This is a genomic window from Streptomyces xantholiticus, assembly GCF_014651015.1.
Taxonomy (GTDB): Bacteria; Actinomycetota; Actinomycetes; order Streptomycetales; family Streptomycetaceae; genus Streptomyces; species Streptomyces xantholiticus.
Genome location: NZ_BMWB01000026.1, coordinates 1 through 17249, shown reverse-complemented (window position 1 = coordinate 17249; position 17249 = coordinate 1). Strand labels below are relative to the sequence as shown.

Here is a 17249-nt window from a genome sequence, read left to right as displayed (position 1 = left end):
TGGAGCCCATGAGCACTCTTGAGCCCGAGCGCGGGACAGGCACGGGGACCCTCGTAGAGCCGACGCCACAGGTGTCGCACGGCGACGGCGACCACGAGCGCTACGCCCATTACGTCCAGAAGGACAAGATCATGGCGAGCGCCCTCGACGGCACTCCCGTGGTGGCACTGTGCGGGAAGGTCTGGGTGCCGGGGCGTGACCCCAAGAAGTACCCCGTCTGCCCCATGTGCAAGGAGATCTACGAGTCCATGGGCGCCGGCGGCGACAAGGACAAGGGCAAGGGCGGCAAGGACAAGAAGTAGTCTTCCGCCGCCCAGTCGGCAACGGCCCCCGGACGCGCTTCGGCGCGTCCGCGGGCCGTTTGCGTTGCGGCGCGCGGCCGGGGCGCGTTGCACGGAATGCTCCACCCGGTCACAGAGTGGTTGAGACCTCTTGTCGCCCCTTGTCCGGCCGTTCGCCCCGGGCCTAGCCTCCTGCCTGTTGTGCAGTGCGAAACACTCGTTGCGTATGTTGCAACGCTCTATTCGTAGGGGTCCCGCATGAAGCTCATCTCCCGAATCCTCGCCACGGCCGCCACGCTCGCGCTGGCGGGCCTCACCGCCACCGCCTGCGCGCCCCAGACGTCCGACACCGGCGCACAGCAGGACGACAAGAGCGGCACGCTGCGGATCTGGCTGTTCCAGGAGGTCAACAACAAGCCCAAGCAGCAGGTCGTCGACGCCGCTGTCGCCGCCTTCGAGAAGTCGCACCGGGGTGCCGAGGTCGAGGTCGAGTACATACCGGTGGAGACCCGCACCCAGCGGATCAAGGCGGCGTTCAACGACCCGAAGAGCGCCCCCGACCTGATCGAGTACGGCAACACCGACACCGCCGGCTATGTCAAGGACGGCGGACTCGCCGACATCACCGCCGAGTTCGGCGCCTGGGACGAGGCCGAGGACACCGACCCGACCGCCAAGCAGTCCGTCACGGTCGACGGCAAGATCTACGGAGCGCCGCTCTTCGTCGGCGTACGGGCGCTCTACTACCGCACCGACGTCTTCAAGGACCTGGGCATCGAGGCACCCAAGACGCAGGACGAACTCATCACCACGGCCAAGAGGATCCACAGGGCGAAGCCCGACCTCTACGGCCTCGCGGTCGGCGGCGCCTACACCTACGGTGCGATGCCCTTCATCTGGGCGCACGGCGGTGAGCTCGCCGAGGAGAGCGGCGGCTCCTACACGTCCGCCATCGACAGCGCCGCCGCACAGAAGGGCATCAAGGCCTACACGTCGCTCTTCGGCGACGACAACTGCCCGGCCGCCAAGTGCGCCTCGATGGGCGGCAACGCCACCGTCACCGCTTTCGCCTCCGGCAAGGCGGCCATGGCGATCGGCGGTGACTTCAGCCACCAGGCCGTCGAGGCCGGCACCGTCAAGGGCAGGTACGCCGTCGTACCGCTGCCCGGTCTGAAGGCCGGCGAGATCGCCCCCGCCTTCGCGGGCGGCAACAACCTCGGCGTGCTCAAGAGCAGTTCGCACCGCACCCTGGCGGTGGACCTGATGAAGCAGCTCGCCGGCAAGGAGACGCAGGGCCAGCTCTTCGACGCGATGGGCTTCCTGCCCACGTACACCGATGTGCGCACCGAAGCGGCGAAGAAGCAGCCGTTCGTCGAGCCCTTCATCGAGACGCTCGGCGCGGGCGCGAAGTTCGTCCCCGCCTCGCCCGCCTGGGGCCGGATCGACGCCTCGCTGGTGCTGCCGACCATGTTCCAGGAGGTCGTCAGCGGCAAGAAGGACGTGCCCGCGGCCGCCGGTGACGCCGCGAAGAAGATGAACGCCGCGTTCACCGACGCGGGCTGAGCCCATGGCGTACAAGACGGCCGCCGCCGAGCCGGCCGCGGTCCCCGCACGGGCCGCGGCCCACCCGCCGCGCACGAACCCACGGCTGCCGGTGAAGCTGCCGCGACGCGGAGGGGCCTCGACGCCCTGGCTCTATCTCGCACCCGCCCTGGTGGTGCTCGCCGGGCTGCTGGTCTACCCGATCTACCAACTCGGCCTGATCTCGCTCCTCGAGTACACCCAGGCCCAGGTCAGCGGCGGCGAACCGACCACCTTCCAGGGGCTCGGCAACTACCGGACGCTCCTCGCCGACAGCCAGTTCTGGCAGGTGCTGCTGGCGACCCTGGTCTTCGCGGCGGCGTGCGTGCTCGCCACACTCGCCGTCGGCTGCACACTGGCCGTCCTGCTGACCCGAGTACGCGCACTGCCGCGGCTCGCGCTGATGCTGGCCGCGCTCGGCGCCTGGGCGACACCCGCGATCACCGGCTCCACCGTCTGGGTCTTCCTCTTCGACCCCGACTACGGGCCGGTCAACCGGATACTCCGACTGGGCGACTTCTCCTGGACGTACGGGCGTTTCAGCGCCTTCGCACTCGTCCTGTTCGAGGTCGTGTGGTGCTCGTTCCCGTTCGTGATGGTGACCGTGTACGCGGGCATCAGGGCGATCCCCGAGGAGGTGCTGGAAGCGGCCTCGCTGGACGGCGCATCCGCATGGCGGATCTGGCGCTCCGTCATGGCGCCGATGCTCCGGCCCATTCTGGTGGTCGTCACCATCCAGTCGATCATCTGGGACTTCAAGGTCTTCACCCAGATCTACGTGATGACGAACGGCGGAGGTATCGCCGGACAGAATCTCGTGCTCAATGTGTACGCCTATCAGAAGGCCTTCGCGTCCTCGCAGTACAGCCTGGGGTCCGCGATCGGCGTCGTCATGCTGCTGATTCTGCTGGCGGTCACCCTCGTCCATCTGCGCCTGCTGCGACGTCAGGGAGAAGAGATATGAGCCTGGTGCGCCCGCAGATACGGGTCCGGCGACCGGGAAGGCTGCTGGCAGAGACAGCGGCGCTGGTCATCGCGGCCGTCGTCGCCTTCCCGCTGTACTGGATGGTGCTCTCCGCCTTCAAACCGGCCGGTGAGATCCAGTCGACGGAGGCGAAGCCATGGACGCTATCCCCGTCGCTGGACTCGTTCCGGCGGGTCTTCCAGCAGGAGGAATTCGGCGGCTATTTCATCAACAGCCTGATCGTCGCCGGCACGGTCGTCGTCGCGTCCGCGCTGATCGCCTTCCTGGCCGCCACCGCGGTCACCCGGTTCCGGTTCAAGTTCCGTACGACGCTGCTCGTCATGTTCCTGGTGGCGCAGATGGTCCCCGTCGAGGCGCTGACCATTCCGCTGTTCTTCCTGATGCGCGACTTCGGCCAGCTGAACACCCTCGGCTCGCTGATCCTGCCGCACATCGCCTTCTCGCTGCCGTTCGCCATCTGGATGCTGCGCGGCTTCGTCAAGGCCGTCCCCGAAGCACTGGAGGAGGCGGCGTACATCGACGGCGCGAGCCGCACCCGCTTCCTGTGGCAGATCCTCTTCCCGCTGGTCTTCCCGGGGCTGGTCGCGACGAGCGTGTTCTCCTTCATCTCGACCTGGAACGACTTCCTGTTCGCCAAGTCGTTCATCATCAGCGACACCTCGCAGTCGACCCTGCCGATGGCGCTGCTGGTCTTCTTCAAGCCCGACGAGAACGACTGGGGCGGGATCATGGCGGCGTCGACCGTGATGACCGTCCCGGTGCTCGTCTTCTTCGTACTCGTACAGCGACGACTGGTCTCCGGACTGGGCGGCGCGGTGAAGGACTGACGGCGTGGCGCGTGGGGCCCGCGTTCGGAGGTCCGGTGGGCCGCCCCGGCGAGGCCGGGGCGGGAGACGTGAACCACTCCGAAAGGCTGAAACCTCTCCGAAAGGCTGACGACATGACAGACCTCGTCCCCGCGCCACGCGGCCTCGAGCAGCGGGACTCCAGCCCCGCGCGGCTCTCCCTCGGGCAGCGGACCACACTCGACGCGCACCCCGGTACGCAGGGCGTGGCGCGGTGGCTGCGTCGGGAGGTCGGCGCCGCCACCGGCCTGCCGTTCGCGGAGGGCGCCGGGCCCCGCAGCGTGCTGCTGCGGCTGAGCGCGGACGTGGCCCGCGAGTCCGGCCCGGAGGGCTACCGGCTGTCCACGGACGGCTCCGTGGACGATGCGGCCGTGCTCATCGAGGGCGGCAGCGCGGCCGGCGTCTTCTGGGGGGCGCAGACGTTCCGTCAGCTGCTGGGGCCCGACGCCTACCGCAAGGCGCCGCTGAGGGAACGCGACTGGGACGTGCCCGCCGTCACGGTCGAGGACGCGCCCCGCTTCGCCTGGCGCGGCCTCATGCTCGACGTCTCACGGCACTTCATGCCCAAGGAAGGCGTCCTGCGCTACCTGGACCTGCTTGCCGCGCACAAGCTCAACGTCTTCCACTTCCACCTCACCGACGACCAGGGCTGGCGCATCGAGATCAAGCGCCACCCGAAGCTCACCGAGGTCGGCGCCTGGCGGGCCCGGACCAAATACGGACACCGGGCCTCACCGCTCTGGGACGACAAGCCCCACGGCGGTCACTACACCCAGGACGACATCCGGGAGATCGTCGCGTACGCCACCGAGAGGCATATCACCGTCGTCCCCGAGATCGACGTCCCCGGGCACTCGCAGGCAGCCATCGCCGCATATCCAGAACTGGGAAACACGGACGTCATCGACACAACCTCCCTGGCGGTCTGGGACAACTGGGGCATCAGTCCCAACGTACTGGCACCCACCGACAACACCCTCCGCTTCTACGAGGGCGTACTCGAAGAGGTCCTCGACCTCTTCCCGTCGACGTTCGTGCACATCGGCGGCGACGAGTGCGCCAAGGACCAGTGGAAGGCGTCGCCGGCGGCCCAAGCACGCATCAAGGAACTGCGGCTCGCCGACGAGGACGAACTGCAGTCCTGGTTCATCCGCCACTTCGACCGCTGGCTCACGGACCGCGGCCGCCGGCTCATCGGCTGGGACGAGATCCTCGAAGGGGGCCTGGCACCCGGCGCCGCCGTCTCCTCGTGGCGCGGCTACAAGGGCGGCATCGCCGCTGCGGAGGCGGGCCACGACGTCGTCATGTGCCCCGAGCAGCAGGTCTACCTGGACCACCGGCAGGCCGCCGGGGACGACGAGCCGATGCCCATCGGCTACGTACGCACCCTTGAGGACGTCTACCGCTTCGAGCCCGTGCCCCCGGCGCTCACACCGGAGGCGGCCGCCCATGTGCTGGGCACCCAGGCCAACGTGTGGACCGAGGTGATGCAGGACGGCTCCCGCGTCGATTACCAGGTCTTCCCGCGCCTCGCCGCGTTCGCGGAGGTCGCTTGGTCCGCGCTGCCCGCGCCCGCCGAGCGCGACTTCACGGACTTCGAGCGCCGAATGACCGCCCATTACGCCCGCCTTGACGCGCTCGGCGTCCACTACCGGCCGCCCGGCGGCCCGTTGCCCTGGCAGCGGCGGCCCGGAGTGGCCGGACGTCCGATCGACAAAGCGCCCCCGAACGTGTGAGCCCTGCCCGAGGCTGCCGCCCCGCGGCCCGGGTCCTGGGACCGTGGAGCCGTGGCCGCGAGGAACGAACCGCGAGGAATGACGCGTGCAACGAGGCGAACAACCGCCGTCGAAGCACTGCAATGCGCCCTTGGCGCCGCCGGGGTACGAAACCGGACCATTGACGTGAATTCGCACTTGAGGGGCGAATGCCCCCTTCGCGTACCCTCTCGTCGGTCCGCCCGGAAGATGTGCCAGAGTTGCCACGTCCGGCCTGTGAGCACGTACGGTACGGCAACACAGGCGGGACAGCCGGGACACCGGGAAGGGGCAGCTGGGTGACCACGCACGCACCGCAAACGGCACAGTCGGTGACGCTGCCGGCCTCGCTCGACGAGGCCGTGGCGGCGCTCAGCGCCATGCCCGCCGCCGTTCCAGTCGCCGGCGGCACCGATCTCATGGCCGCGGTCAACAGGGGCCAGTTGCGTCCCGCGGGCCTGGTCGGCCTCGGCCGCATCAGCGAGATCCGCGGCTGGCGCTACCAGGACGGACACGCGCTGCTCGGCGCCGGACTCACCCACGCCAGGATGGGCCGCCCCGACTTCGCGGCCCTCATCCCCGCGCTCGCCGCGTCCGCACGCGCGGCCGGCCCACCCCAGATCCGTAACGCGGGCACGCTCGGCGGCAACATCGTCAGCGCGGCCCCCACCAACGACACCCTGCCGGTGCTGGCCGCCCTCGAGGCCGACCTGGTCGTCGCGGGGCCCGACGGCGCGCGCCGCGAGATCCCCGTCTCGCACCTGCTGGCCGGTCGGGAGATGCTCGGCCCGGCCGAACTGATCGGCTTCGTACGCGTACCCCTCCTGCACGCCCCGCAGGTCTTCCTGAAGGTGACCGGCCGCACCGGCCCCGGCCGGGCCACCGCCTCCGTGGCCGTCGTGCTCGACCCGGCCCGCCGCGGCGTGCGCTGCGCGGTGGGCGCCATCGCGCCGATGCCGCTGCGGCCGCTGGAGGCCGAGCGGTGGATCGCGTCCCTCATCGACTGGGACGGCGAGCGCGGCCTCGCGGGCGAGGCACTCACCGCGTTCGGCGAGTACGTCGCCGCCGCGTGCATCCCCGACCCGGCACCGGCCGCGGACGGTGAGGAACAAGCGGTGCATTCGCCGGCCGTACTGCACATGCGGCGTACGGTCGCAGCACTGGCCCGACGGGCACTGGGGAGGGCGCTGTCGTGAGCAACGAGGACAACCCGCTCGGCCTTCCGCCGGAGTTCCGGCAATCGCCGGAGGGCTACGAGCCGGAACACCGCGGCGATCACTACGACGGCCACGCGCAGTCCGAGCAGGCCGACCCGTACGGCTCCTACGACTCCTACGACTCGTACACCGACCAGGGGGGCGGCTGGCAGCCCACGCCGCAGGGCGGTGAGTACGACGGCGAGGCCACGGCCTTCTTCCAGCTCCCGCCCGAGGTCACCTCCGACGCCGCCCCGCTCGAGGCTCCCGGACACGGCTTCGTACCCCCGATGATCACGCCGTTGGTGCCTGCCGCCGGTACCGACCCGGGGGCGCCGGGCGGCTGGGCGCCCCAGTGGCCGGAGCCCGCGGCGCACGACGCCTCGCACGACGCCTCACAGGGCCCGAGCGAGCTTGCTGAGGCGGGTGGAACGGGCCAGTGGACCTTCCACGACTCCCAGCAGACCGCGCCCGCGGTGTCGTTCGAGGGCGACTCCGACTCCGGCGAGTTCCCGCTGCCGCCGGGCGCGGACGCGACGTGGGCCGGTACGACCCCACCCGCGACGCTCCCCGGAGGCGCGCCCGCACCCTGGGCGACGCTGCCGGGCGGGGCGCCGGCGCCCTGGGCGGAGCAGCCGCGGCAGGAGGAGCAGCCCGAGCCGGTGGAGGAGCCCCCGGCCGCCGCACCCGCGCCCACCGACACGGTCCAGGAAGCCGCCGAGCCGTCCCCCGAGCCGGGGCCGGAGCCCGAGGCCACGTCGTCCGGGGCCGAGCCCGAGGCCGTACCCGACGGGCCCCCGGCCGCCCCGGTGGCCGACGGGACGCCCGCCGGGAACGAGGAGCACCCGCCGACCTCGTACGTCCTGCGCGTCAACGGCACCGACCGCCCGGTCAGCGACGCCTGGATAGGCGAGTCCCTGCTCTACGTGCTCCGTGAGCGCCTCGGCCTCGCAGGCGCCAAGGACGGCTGCTCCCAGGGCGAGTGCGGCGCCTGCAACGTCCAGGTCGACGGCCGGCTCGTCGCCTCCTGCCTCGTCCCCGCCGCGACCGCCGCAGGCTCCGAGGTCCGTACGGTCGAGGGGCTGGCCACCGACGGCGAACCCTCCGACGTCCAGCGTGCCCTGGCCGCCTGCGGCGCGGTCCAGTGCGGCTTCTGCATCCCCGGCATGGCCATGACCGTCCACGACCTCCTCGAGGGCAACCACGCCCCCTCCGAGCTCGAGACCCGCCAGGCCCTGTGCGGCAACCTCTGCCGCTGCTCCGGCTACCGCGGTGTCCTCGACGCCGTGCGCGAAGTGGCCGCCGAACGAGCGGCGAGTGCCGCGGCCCTCTCCGAAGCGGCCGCCTCCGACACGGCGAACGCCGGTGAGGAAGCCCGCATCCCGCACCAGGCACCCCCCGGCGCAGGTAGTGTGCAGATTCACCCGCACGACGGAGGCATGGCGTGAGCAACGACGCGGCCACCACTGCGATGCCGCAGCAGGTCGACAGTCCCCAGCCGGAACCTCCTGCCCACGGCCTCGGCGTGTCACTCCCCGCGGCCGACACCCGCGCGAAGAGCGAGGGCACCTTCCCCTACGCCTCCGACCTGTGGGCGGAAGGCCTGCTGTGGGCCGCACTGCTCCGCTCGCCGCACCCGCACGCCCGCATCGTCTCCGTCGACACCTCCGCCGCCAGGGAGATGCCCGGCGTGCATGCGGTGATCACCCACGAGGACGTCCCGGGCGACGGCTCGTACGGCAGGCGCATCGCGGACCGGCCCGTCTTCGCCGCGGAGACCGTCCGCCACCACGGCGAGGCGATCGCCGCGGTCGCGGCCGACCACCCCGACACCGCCCGCCTCGCAGCGGCGGCGATCGCGGTCGAGTACGAGGTCCTCGAACCGGTCACCGACCCCGAGAAGGCCTTCGCCGCCGAACCGCTGCACCCCGACGGCAACCTCATCCGCCACATCCCGCTGCGCTACGGCGACGCCGACGCCACCGGCGAGGTGATCGTCGAGGGCCTCTACCGCATCGGCCGCCAGGACCCGGCCCCCATCGGCGCGGAGGCCGGCCTCGCCGTGCCCCGCCCCGACGGCGGCGTCGAGCTCTACGTCGCCTCCACCGACCCGCACACCGACCGCGACCTGGCCGCCGCCTGCTTCGGCCTGGAACCGGAACGCGTCAAGGTCGTCGTCACCGGCGTCCCCGGCGCGACCGGCGACCGCGAGGACCCCGGCTTCCAGCTTCCGCTCGGACTGCTGGCCCTCCGTACCGGCTGCCCGGTCAAGCTCACCGCCACCCGCGAGGAGTCCTTCCTCGGCCACGCCCACCGCCACCCCACGCTGCTGCGCTACCGCCACCACGCGGACGCCGAGGGCCACCTGGTCAAGGTCGAGGCCCAGCTGCTGCTGGACGCGGGTGCGTACGCCGACGCCTCGTCCGAGTCCCTGGCCGCCGCAGTCGCCTTCGCCTGCGGTCCGTACGTCGTACCGCACGCCCACATCGAGGGCTGGGCGGTCCGTACGAACAACCCGCCGTCAGGACATGTGCGCGGCGAGGGAGCGATGCAGGTCTGCGCCGCATACGAGGCGCAGATGGACAAGCTCGCCGCGAAACTGGGCCTGGACCAGACCGAGATCCGCCTGCGCAACGTCCTGGCCACCGGCGACATCCTGCCCACCGGCCAGACCGTCACCTGCCCGGCCCCCGTGGCCGAACTGCTCCAGGCCGTACGCGACTTCCCCCTCCCGCCCCTCCCCAAGGACTCCCCGGAGCACGACTGGCTCCTCCCCGGCGGCCCCGAAGGCGCCGGCGAACCGGGCGCGGTACGCCGCGGCGTCGGCTACGCCCTCGGCATGGTCCACATGCTCGGCGCGGAAGGCACCGACGAGGTCTCCACCGCCACGGTCCGGGTCCAGGACGGAGTGGCGACGGTCATCTGCGCGGCCGTGGAGACCGGCTCCGGATTCTCCACCCTGGCCCGCCAGATCGTGCAGGAGACGCTCGGCGTCGAGGACGTCCGCGTCGCCGCCGTGGACACCGACCAGCCCCCGGCCGGCCCGGCCGCCCACGGCCGCCACACCTGGGTGTCCGGCGGCGCCGTCGAACGCGCCGCCAAGATGGTCCGCACCCAGCTTCTCCAGCCGCTGGCCCACAAGTTCGGCATGTCCACCGAACTGCTCCAGATCACCGACGGCAAGATCACGTCGTACGACGGCGTCCTGTCGACGACGGTCACCGAAGCCATGGACGGCAAGGAACTCTGGGCCACCGCCCAGTGCCGCCCCCACCCCACCGAGCCCCTGGACGAGTCGGGTCAGGGCGACGCCTTCGTCGGTCTCGCGTTCTGCGCGATCCGAGCCGTCGTCGACGTCGACATCGAACTCGGCTCCGTCCGCGTGGTCGAGATGGCCGTCGCCCAGGACGTCGGCCGCATCCTCAACCCCGCCCAACTGGCCACCCGCATCGAGGCCGGCGTCACCCAGGGTGTCGGCGCGGCCCTCACGGAGAACCTCCGCACCGCCCGCGGGCTGATCCGCCACCCGGACCTCACCGGCTACGCCCTCCCCACGGCCCTGGACGCCCCCGACATTCGCATCGTCAAACTCGTCGAAGAGCGCGACGTCGTGGCCCCCTTCGGCGCCAAACCCGCCAGCGCGGCCCCGGTCGTCACCTCGCCGGCTGCCGTCGCCTCCGCGGTCCGCGCCGCCACCGGCCGCCCGATCAACCGCCTCCCGATCCGGCCCCAGGCGGCGGTGGCTGTTCCAAAGCCGTGACGTACTTGGGGAGTTGCTAGTGCAATCCAGGGATGCGCGGTGTCATGCCCACTCGGTACAGTGATCCCTGTAGACGTGTGTAAACGGGGAGGCATTCGTGGCGGAGGACGACGGGACGGGGCGGCCGGTGTACGGCCCGCCGATGCCGAAGCCCAGCGCGCCCAGCGGGGGCGGCAGTGGCAAGGACCTGGACGTCGACGCTGGGGAGTTGCAGGCGTTCAAGGCCCGCGTGGACAAGCTGCTGATCCGGCTCGAGGCATCGCCGGCTGCTCCCAGCAAGCTGGCCGACGGGGAGATCGCGGAGGGAGACATCGGCGTCGAGTTCGATGAGGCGAAGGCATTCTTCGGGATCTACAAGAAGGTTCACGCGGAGCTGAAGAACCTGTCCAAGGGACTCGCGGGTCAGATCGAGGGTCTGAGTATCGCTGTGACTGGGGCGTCCAAAGGCTTTCAGAATATCGAGGACGACCTGAAATTGCGCATGAACCGCATCTACGCGGACGCGCAGGCGACCGTTGACCGGCGTGAGCAGGAGCGCCGCGAGGCGGAGCGGCCTACGGGCGACGACAAGCCCAAGGGTGAGACGGGGCAGGGCGACACCTCAGGCGGAACGGACTTCTGATGTCGCCGGACATGAAAACACGGGGAAGGGTGGGGAAGCGAGATGGCTGAACCGAAAGAGGGCGGCGGAGGGGGCATGCCTTCCTTGGGGTTCCTGGGTCGCTTCTTCGGGACCACCGATTTCGAGTCCAAGACGCACGAGCAGATGCTCGCCATGGTGGCCGCGGCCAATCCTGAGACCCTGAAGACGATGTCCGCCCAGTTGACCGATGCTGGTAAGACGATCACCGAGATCGCTGAGGACCTCAAGGCTTACATCGAGGGTGTCGACTGGGTGGGCGAGACCGGCAAAGCGATGGAGCTGTGGGGCGAGCAGGCGTGGAAGGCAACGCTCCAACTCGGGACGTACAGCACCACCGGCGGTACGTGGATGGGCAACGCGGCACAGACGCTCCGGGAAGTGAAGGCCAACCTGCCCGCCAAGGACGCGACCGCGCAGGCGAACTACGACGCTGCCGTGAAGTACCACAACGACCCTGATTCCAAAGACATCAGGAGTGAAGCGTGGGCCAAGTTGAATGAGGACCACGCCCAGGCCGTGCAGCAGATGAACAAGCTGGCTCAGTCCTACTCGTTCTCAACATTCGTGATCAGCGCCGCGGAGCCGCCGACGTTCCCGCCGCCGCCGGGTGAGTTCGTGCCGCCGGCACCCGTGCGGGCAGAGTACAGCGGGGGCGGAACCGACCGAAACGTCGGTGCGAATGATCGCGGAACCGGCGATCAGTATGTGCCCGCGATGAGCCGGGAGTTGAAGGAGGGGCGGTCGGACACTACTTCTGTCGTGTCGCGTGATGGGATCGCGCCCAGGCAAGAGCGACCTGTCGAAATGGGTATCGACAGCGTGGAGACACTGCCTCCGCAGTCCCAGCTCCCACAAACCAGTCCGGGGCCGACGACCTCGACAAATCGGCCGGATCACAACGTCCTTCCGCCTGTCACTCCAGTGCCCCCCTCCCAGGTGGGCAAGTCCGGGCCACCGGCCCCTGGTTTGCCCGGAAGCGGAAAGTCACTCCCAGGTGCGCGGAACATCGTGCCGCCGCATGGTGGCCTCAACGCCAGAGTGCCTCGCGAGAGCGGCATCACGGGCGGGCGCCCCGTTTCGCCTACTACGGGTAGGACGACCGGTGGCATTCCTCGTGGCACCGTGATCGGTGGTGAGGGCAGTTCAACTGCTCGCGGTCCCATGGGGCGCAGCATGACGGGAATGCCAGGGATGCCCAACGGCCCGATGGGCCCCGGACAGGGCAGCGGCATCAGTGGCCGTCGTCTGGCTTCGGAGGGTGGTGGCATGGTCGGTGGTCGCCCTCTTCAGTCAGGACAGACAGGAGCTCGCCCGTTCACGCCCGGGGGGTCTGGCCTGGTACGCGGAGCCCCCACCAGTGGCGGGACCGGTCCCGGTCAAGTGGGTCGTACGGGCGCGATGGGCGCTGGAGCGAACAGCAGTGGTCGGCGTCGGGACGACGAGAATGGCGAGCGCCCCGATTACCTGTCCGAAGACGAAGAGACCTGGCAGCAGGGCAGTCGGCGCGTCGTACCGCCGGTCATCGACTGAAACAGCAATCGCGAAGGATGAGGATGCGTACCAGTAGCCGTCACAAGGCCCGGCTTGGCCGATCGATCTCGGCCACCTTGGGGCTTCTGCTGGTGGGTGTCGCAGCTACACCTGCTCATGCGGAGTCTGTTCGATCGATGCAATGGCACCTCGACGCCATGCACGCTGACGAGATGTGGAAAACGAGTACCGGCGAAGGAGTGACCGTCGCTGTGATCGACTCGGGCGTGGACCCAGATCTTCCTGCCCTGCGTGGACAGGTACTGGAAGGGCGGGACTTCTCCCCTGAAGCCGGGACCTACGCAGACGATGCCGAGGGTCACGGGACCGGCATCGCCGCCGTCATCGCAGGCACCGGCATGGGTGCAGGTGCATACGGCTTGGCGCCGGGAACCAAGATCCTTCCCATCCGTCTCTGGAAGGAGAACGGTGAGCAGACGGGCAAGGATCACGAGAGAACGCTGGCCGCAGCGATCCGCTATGCGGCGGACTCGTCCGCCAAGGTGATCAATATGTCCATCGGCGGTCCGAAGCAATCAGACATTGTGACCGAGGCGGTCCAGTATGCGCTGGACAAGGGGGCACTACTTTTCGCCGCTACGGGAAACACAGGAACCTCGGTGGTGGAGTACCCCGCCGCCGTGCCCGGTGTGGTCGGAGTCGGTAGTGTCGATAAACAAGTGAACAGGGCGCCGGAGTCGGCGACTGGACCGGAAGTCGATTTGGTTGCCCCAGGGGTCGACATCGTCTCAGCCTGCAACAAGGACAGTTCCCTCTACTGCAGAAGTCACGGCACGAGTGACGCCACAGCCCTCGCCTCCGCCTCCGCCGCGCTGATTTGGTCCAAGTACCCGGAGTGGACGAACAACCAGGTACTGCGGGTCATGCTCAATACGGCAGGTGGTCCGCGGAGCGGCAACAAGCGCAACGACTCGATCGGTTACGGCGTCGTCCGTCCGCGCATTGCCCTGAAGTCCCCTGGGAATCCCGGCCCCGCAGGCGAGTACCCGCTGCCTGACCTGGCGGCGGCCGCTTCTCCGTCCCCCTCCCCAGAGGATTCCAAGCCTGCCGCCGGCAGCCAGGGCGACAACCAGCAATCGGCTGCCGCTGCTCCTTCCTCCGACGACGAGAGCAATGCAGGCTTGTGGATCGCGCTCGGAGTGGGCGCGGCCCTGCTCATCGGGGCCGCAGTCGCGATTCCGGTCGCCCGGGCCCGTCGCGGCTAGAAGCGAAGAGGTACCGCTACAAGACGGGTACGGCGGTCAGATTTCCGTCGTTCACGAGGAACACCCGCCGTCCCGATCCCGCCATCACGGTGGGTGTTCCTGTGTCGGACCTGTACACCCACGCAAGCCTGGACGGGGGGTCGTGGAATACCGACACGCCTTCCACTCCGTCCACCAGTACGCTTCTCCCTTCTATGACGGGTGGAAGGGCGATCATCACGTCCGATTCCACTGAGTCGGTCCCCCGCATGTCCGTGTCGCCGTTGGACATGCGCACCGATTGGGCTCGGCCGCCGTTGAAGGAATAGACAACCTGTTCCTTGAGCCAAGGAGCGCCCCACCCATCTACGGGGGAGGAGGCGTAGCCGGAAACGGTCCACCGTTCAGTGCCGTCCGCCAGCATCAGGGCGGCGAGGTCTGTGCCGCCGAGATACACGCTGGACCGGTCAATAGCAGGCATCGCGGGTCCCCAGCCTTGACTGCGCCGCCAGACCTCACGGCCTGAATCCGTGCTCAAAGCGATCACGACCCCGTTCGAACCAGAAATGACCAGGCGTTCACCACCCGCCGCGGCCAGCGGACGGTCGGCGGTTTGCATGCCCTCCGGCGCTTTCACCGTCCACAACGGCTTAGGTTCGGACATTTCGACAGCTCGGATCTCATCGGCACGTGTGAGTACGTAGACACAGGATTCGTCCAAGGCGAGCAGCCGTTCAGCATCTGCGGGCACCGCCCACAGCTGCTCCCCGGTCGAGGCGTTCAAGGAAACGACCTCGCCCTTGTCCGTGACCGCTATGAAGTCCGCCTCCGACAGTTGCAGCGTTCCCGCTGTGCCGGACGCTTCAGGAAGACGCCATACTGCCTTACCGTCTACTGCCTGGTGGGCAGCCAGACCACTGTCACGAGCGCTGAAGATCACTACTCCGTGCATGGCAAGTGGCTGGGGGACCGTGCCCCGTGCAGCCACGCTCAACGGTCCCCACAGCGGTCGGGGAGACCTTCCGTCGGCGTACTCGTCATAGGCAACGGAGTCCGCGTCCGGTGGAATGGCAACCGGCTCGCCGCGGCGATTGTTCATCCACCAGGCTGCGCTTCCGCCGACTGCGGTCAGGGCTACGCCTCCGGCGACCAGCGATGCGACGAGGAACCTGCGGCGCGACGGCTGGCGTTCGGCCGTCGGGCCGACTGCTGTGACGAAGCGGGTCACCTCGGCTTCGCGGTCTTTGATGTCAGATGCGAGAGCGCTCGTACGCCAGTTCTTCTCGTCTCCGCGTCGGGCGGTGAAGACCCGTGCGATCTGCTCGGGCAGAGGGCGATTTCCCGGCACCTTCGACAGAAGGGGTTCAATGAGACTGCGGAACTGCTGCGGCACGAGGTTCAGCTGTGGCTCTCCATGAACGACCTCGTACTGCACGGCTGCGATGTGCGCACCGTCGAAGGTTCGGCGCCCGCTGGCCGCGTACGCGAGGACGGCGCCCAGCGAGAAGACATCCGCCGAAGGTCCCACCCGCTGGCCCAGAACCTGCTCCGGCGCTCCGTATCCCGGAGTTGCGGGTGCTTGCCCGGTAGTCGTGAGAGTAAGGCCGTGTTCTGGGCGGGCGATGCCGAAGTCGATCACTCGCGGGCCTGTCGACGTGAGCACGATGTTGGACGGCTTGATGTCCCGATGGATGAGGCCTGCGCGGTGGATGTCACTGAGGGTACGGGCCAGTGAGTGAGCCAGGTAACGCAGTGCAGACTCGTCAAGAGGCCCATGCTTCTCGACTGCGCTGTCGAGCGTCGGCCCTGCCAGAAACTCGGTCGAGATCCATAGCCGTCCGGCTTCCGTCTGAGCGTCGAGCAACCGGGCTACGCCACGACTGGTGACCGTTCGGGCTGCCTGGGCCTCACGAACAAACCGCTGCGCAAGGTTGTGGTCGTTCGTCAGAGCCGGGTGCAGCACCTTCACGGCGGCCGTCCTCCCTGCGCCGTCCTGGCCCAGATAGACACGCCCCATGCCGCCGGCCCCTAGGACCCCCAGGAGCCGGTAGGGACCGAGCCGAAGGGGATCGCCGGGGCCGAGGGGCTGCATGAGAACTCTTTCTGATGTCGGAGGAACGGGGGCGAGAGCGCGTCATGCCGTGGGGAAGCCGGCGATAAGGTCGGTCTGTGCAGCGATGAACATGCCGTTGTCATCAGGGATGAAGCTGGCATCCTGCGGCATCGTCAGCGTCTTTCGTGTGCGCTGGGAACGGGTATCGATTACTTCGAGTCCAGATTCCCCGATGACGTAGAGGTCTCTATCAGTCACGAAGGAGACTCCATACCTGGCCGGTACGGGGGAAGATTCCCAGACAAGGTTTCCCTTGGCCGCGTCGATCGCCGTGATAATTCCGTCGTAGCGCATGGTGTACAGCATCCCGCCGTGCAGCACAGGACCTGGAAGGTCTTGGGGTACATCCTTGCCGTATTCCCAGACCGTCCTGCCATCTGTCACACGCAGCGAAACCACCTGGTGGCGATTCTCCAGCGCCGAGGAGTTGGCACCCAGGTAGACATGCTCCTCGTCCATGACGATGCCGTCCGTAAGAGCGTAACCGGGCTCAACTGTCCATCGAAGCTTCCCGGTGCCGGCGTCATAGCACTTGAGGAGGGTCTCATTGACGGAGTCGCCGACAGTCATGAGGAAGCTGCCGCCGAGGGACCGCGCCGCGTAGAAGGATTTTAGGGCGGGGTTCTCCAGCGCGCCGAGCTCGCTGCGCCAGAGCTCCTTTCCGGAAGCGAGGCCTGCGGCAATCAGGTACCAGGAGGCGCCGGCATCGGTCTCGCCCTGTCCTGCAACAAGAAATGCCGTGCCGCCTGAGACGCACAGAACTCTCCCGTTCTTGAGAGCACTGTTGAAGTCAGGAAGCACGACCACAGGATCGAGGGATCCTCTCACCAGATCTACGGTGCAGAGGGCCAGTTGAAGGCGACCTGGTTCGGGGGGTGCGACTGCATATATACGAACTCCGTCGGTCGCCACAGAGCCGGCCGACAACAACTCCTTCTGGAGCCACATGTCTTCCCCCGTCTTGGCATTGAAACCGATCAGCCCTTCGGTGGTCGTGATCGAGAGGCACTCCCCTGCCAACAAGGGAGTGGTATGGATCTCTTGGGAATTCCTGGAGATCCTTCTGGTCCAAAGCGAGCCAGGCAGCTTGCTGACCTGGGGAGCGGGCGAGGCGGCGTCAGCCGCCCGTGCATCGTTGCCGCTGCCCCTGTCGAGCCAGGTCCAGATGCCTGCGCCCACTGCTGCCACGCCTGCGGCGGCTCCGCCGCCGAACTTGAGGAGCGTGCGACGTGAGACCGCGGAGGATGCAGGGTGCGTGTCATCGTGCGTGGCGTTACGGGGCGCTGGGAGCCGGTGGGGTTGGTGTTGCCAGACGTGGGTGGCGCGTTGGGTGATGTGGGTGAGGAGGGTGTGGGG

General features: G+C 68.7%; 13 protein-coding genes. 11 read left to right on the top strand and 2 right to left on the bottom strand.

All coding sequences use genetic code 11. The annotated features are described in order from the left end of the window. The first annotated feature begins 8 nt into the window (after nt 1–8). The 11 genes from IE198_RS28965 (at nt 9) to mycP (ending at nt 13801) form a co-directional block, all read left to right on the top strand. Nucleotides 9–302: a DUF3039 domain-containing protein gene (locus IE198_RS28965; RefSeq protein WP_189891882.1), complete on the top strand. Its 294-nt coding sequence runs from the start codon at nt 9–11 to the stop codon at nt 300–302. 237 nt (nt 303–539) lie between these two features. Next, complete coding sequence (locus IE198_RS28960) at nt 540–1844, top strand: extracellular solute-binding protein (protein WP_189891880.1); 1305 nt, start codon at nt 540–542, stop codon at nt 1842–1844. 4 nt (nt 1845–1848) lie between these two features. Beyond that, entirely contained in the window at nt 1849–2826 is a 978-nt protein-coding gene (locus tag IE198_RS28955; protein ID WP_189891878.1) for a carbohydrate ABC transporter permease, read from the top strand. Next, nucleotides 2823–3674, top strand: a complete 852-nt coding sequence (locus IE198_RS28950) for a carbohydrate ABC transporter permease (RefSeq protein WP_189891876.1) — start codon at nt 2823–2825, stop codon at nt 3672–3674. The genes IE198_RS28955 and IE198_RS28950 overlap by 4 nt, the downstream gene beginning before the upstream one ends. A gap of 113 nt (nt 3675–3787) precedes the next feature. Further along, nucleotides 3788–5428: a beta-N-acetylhexosaminidase gene (locus IE198_RS28945; RefSeq protein ID WP_189891874.1), complete on the top strand. Its 1641-nt coding sequence runs from the start codon at nt 3788–3790 to the stop codon at nt 5426–5428. A 317-nt stretch (nt 5429–5745) separates the two neighbouring features. Beyond that, the gene (locus IE198_RS28940; RefSeq protein ID WP_189891872.1) at nt 5746–6642 is read left to right on the top strand and encodes an FAD binding domain-containing protein; all 897 of its coding nucleotides are present in this window, start codon (nt 5746–5748) and stop codon (nt 6640–6642) included. Next, nucleotides 6639–8090, top strand: coding sequence for a 2Fe-2S iron-sulfur cluster-binding protein (locus IE198_RS28935; protein WP_189891869.1), 1452 nt, complete (start codon nt 6639–6641; stop codon nt 8088–8090). The genes IE198_RS28940 and IE198_RS28935 overlap by 4 nt, the downstream gene beginning before the upstream one ends. Continuing rightward, nucleotides 8087–10402, top strand: coding sequence for a xanthine dehydrogenase family protein molybdopterin-binding subunit (locus tag IE198_RS28930; protein ID WP_189891867.1), 2316 nt, complete (start codon nt 8087–8089; stop codon nt 10400–10402). The genes IE198_RS28935 and IE198_RS28930 overlap by 4 nt, the downstream gene beginning before the upstream one ends. Before the next feature lie 97 nt (nt 10403–10499). Further along, complete coding sequence (locus IE198_RS28925; protein ID WP_189891864.1) at nt 10500–11024, top strand: DUF2563 family protein; 525 nt, start codon at nt 10500–10502, stop codon at nt 11022–11024. 42 nt (nt 11025–11066) lie between these two features. Further along, nucleotides 11067–12575 (top strand): mediator complex subunit 15 domain-containing protein, encoded by a 1509-nt coding sequence (locus IE198_RS28920; protein WP_189891862.1) that lies wholly within the window; start codon nt 11067–11069, stop codon nt 12573–12575. A 23-nt stretch (nt 12576–12598) separates the two neighbouring features. After that, the gene (mycP, locus tag IE198_RS28915) at nt 12599–13801 is read left to right on the top strand and encodes a type VII secretion-associated serine protease mycosin (RefSeq protein WP_189891860.1); all 1203 of its coding nucleotides are present in this window, start codon (nt 12599–12601) and stop codon (nt 13799–13801) included. Between the two features lie 16 nt (nt 13802–13817). Here the strand turns inward: mycP and IE198_RS28910 are convergent, their stop codons facing one another. Together IE198_RS28910 and IE198_RS28905 are read right to left on the bottom strand one after the other, a co-directional pair. Then, nucleotides 13818–15872: a serine/threonine-protein kinase gene (locus IE198_RS28910; RefSeq protein ID WP_189891858.1), complete on the bottom strand. Its 2055-nt coding sequence runs from the start codon at nt 15870–15872 to the stop codon at nt 13818–13820. 42 nt (nt 15873–15914) lie between these two features. Continuing rightward, a partial coding sequence (locus IE198_RS28905) for an outer membrane protein assembly factor BamB family protein (protein ID WP_229834446.1) occupies nt 15915–17249 on the bottom strand: 1335 nt, incomplete at its 5' end.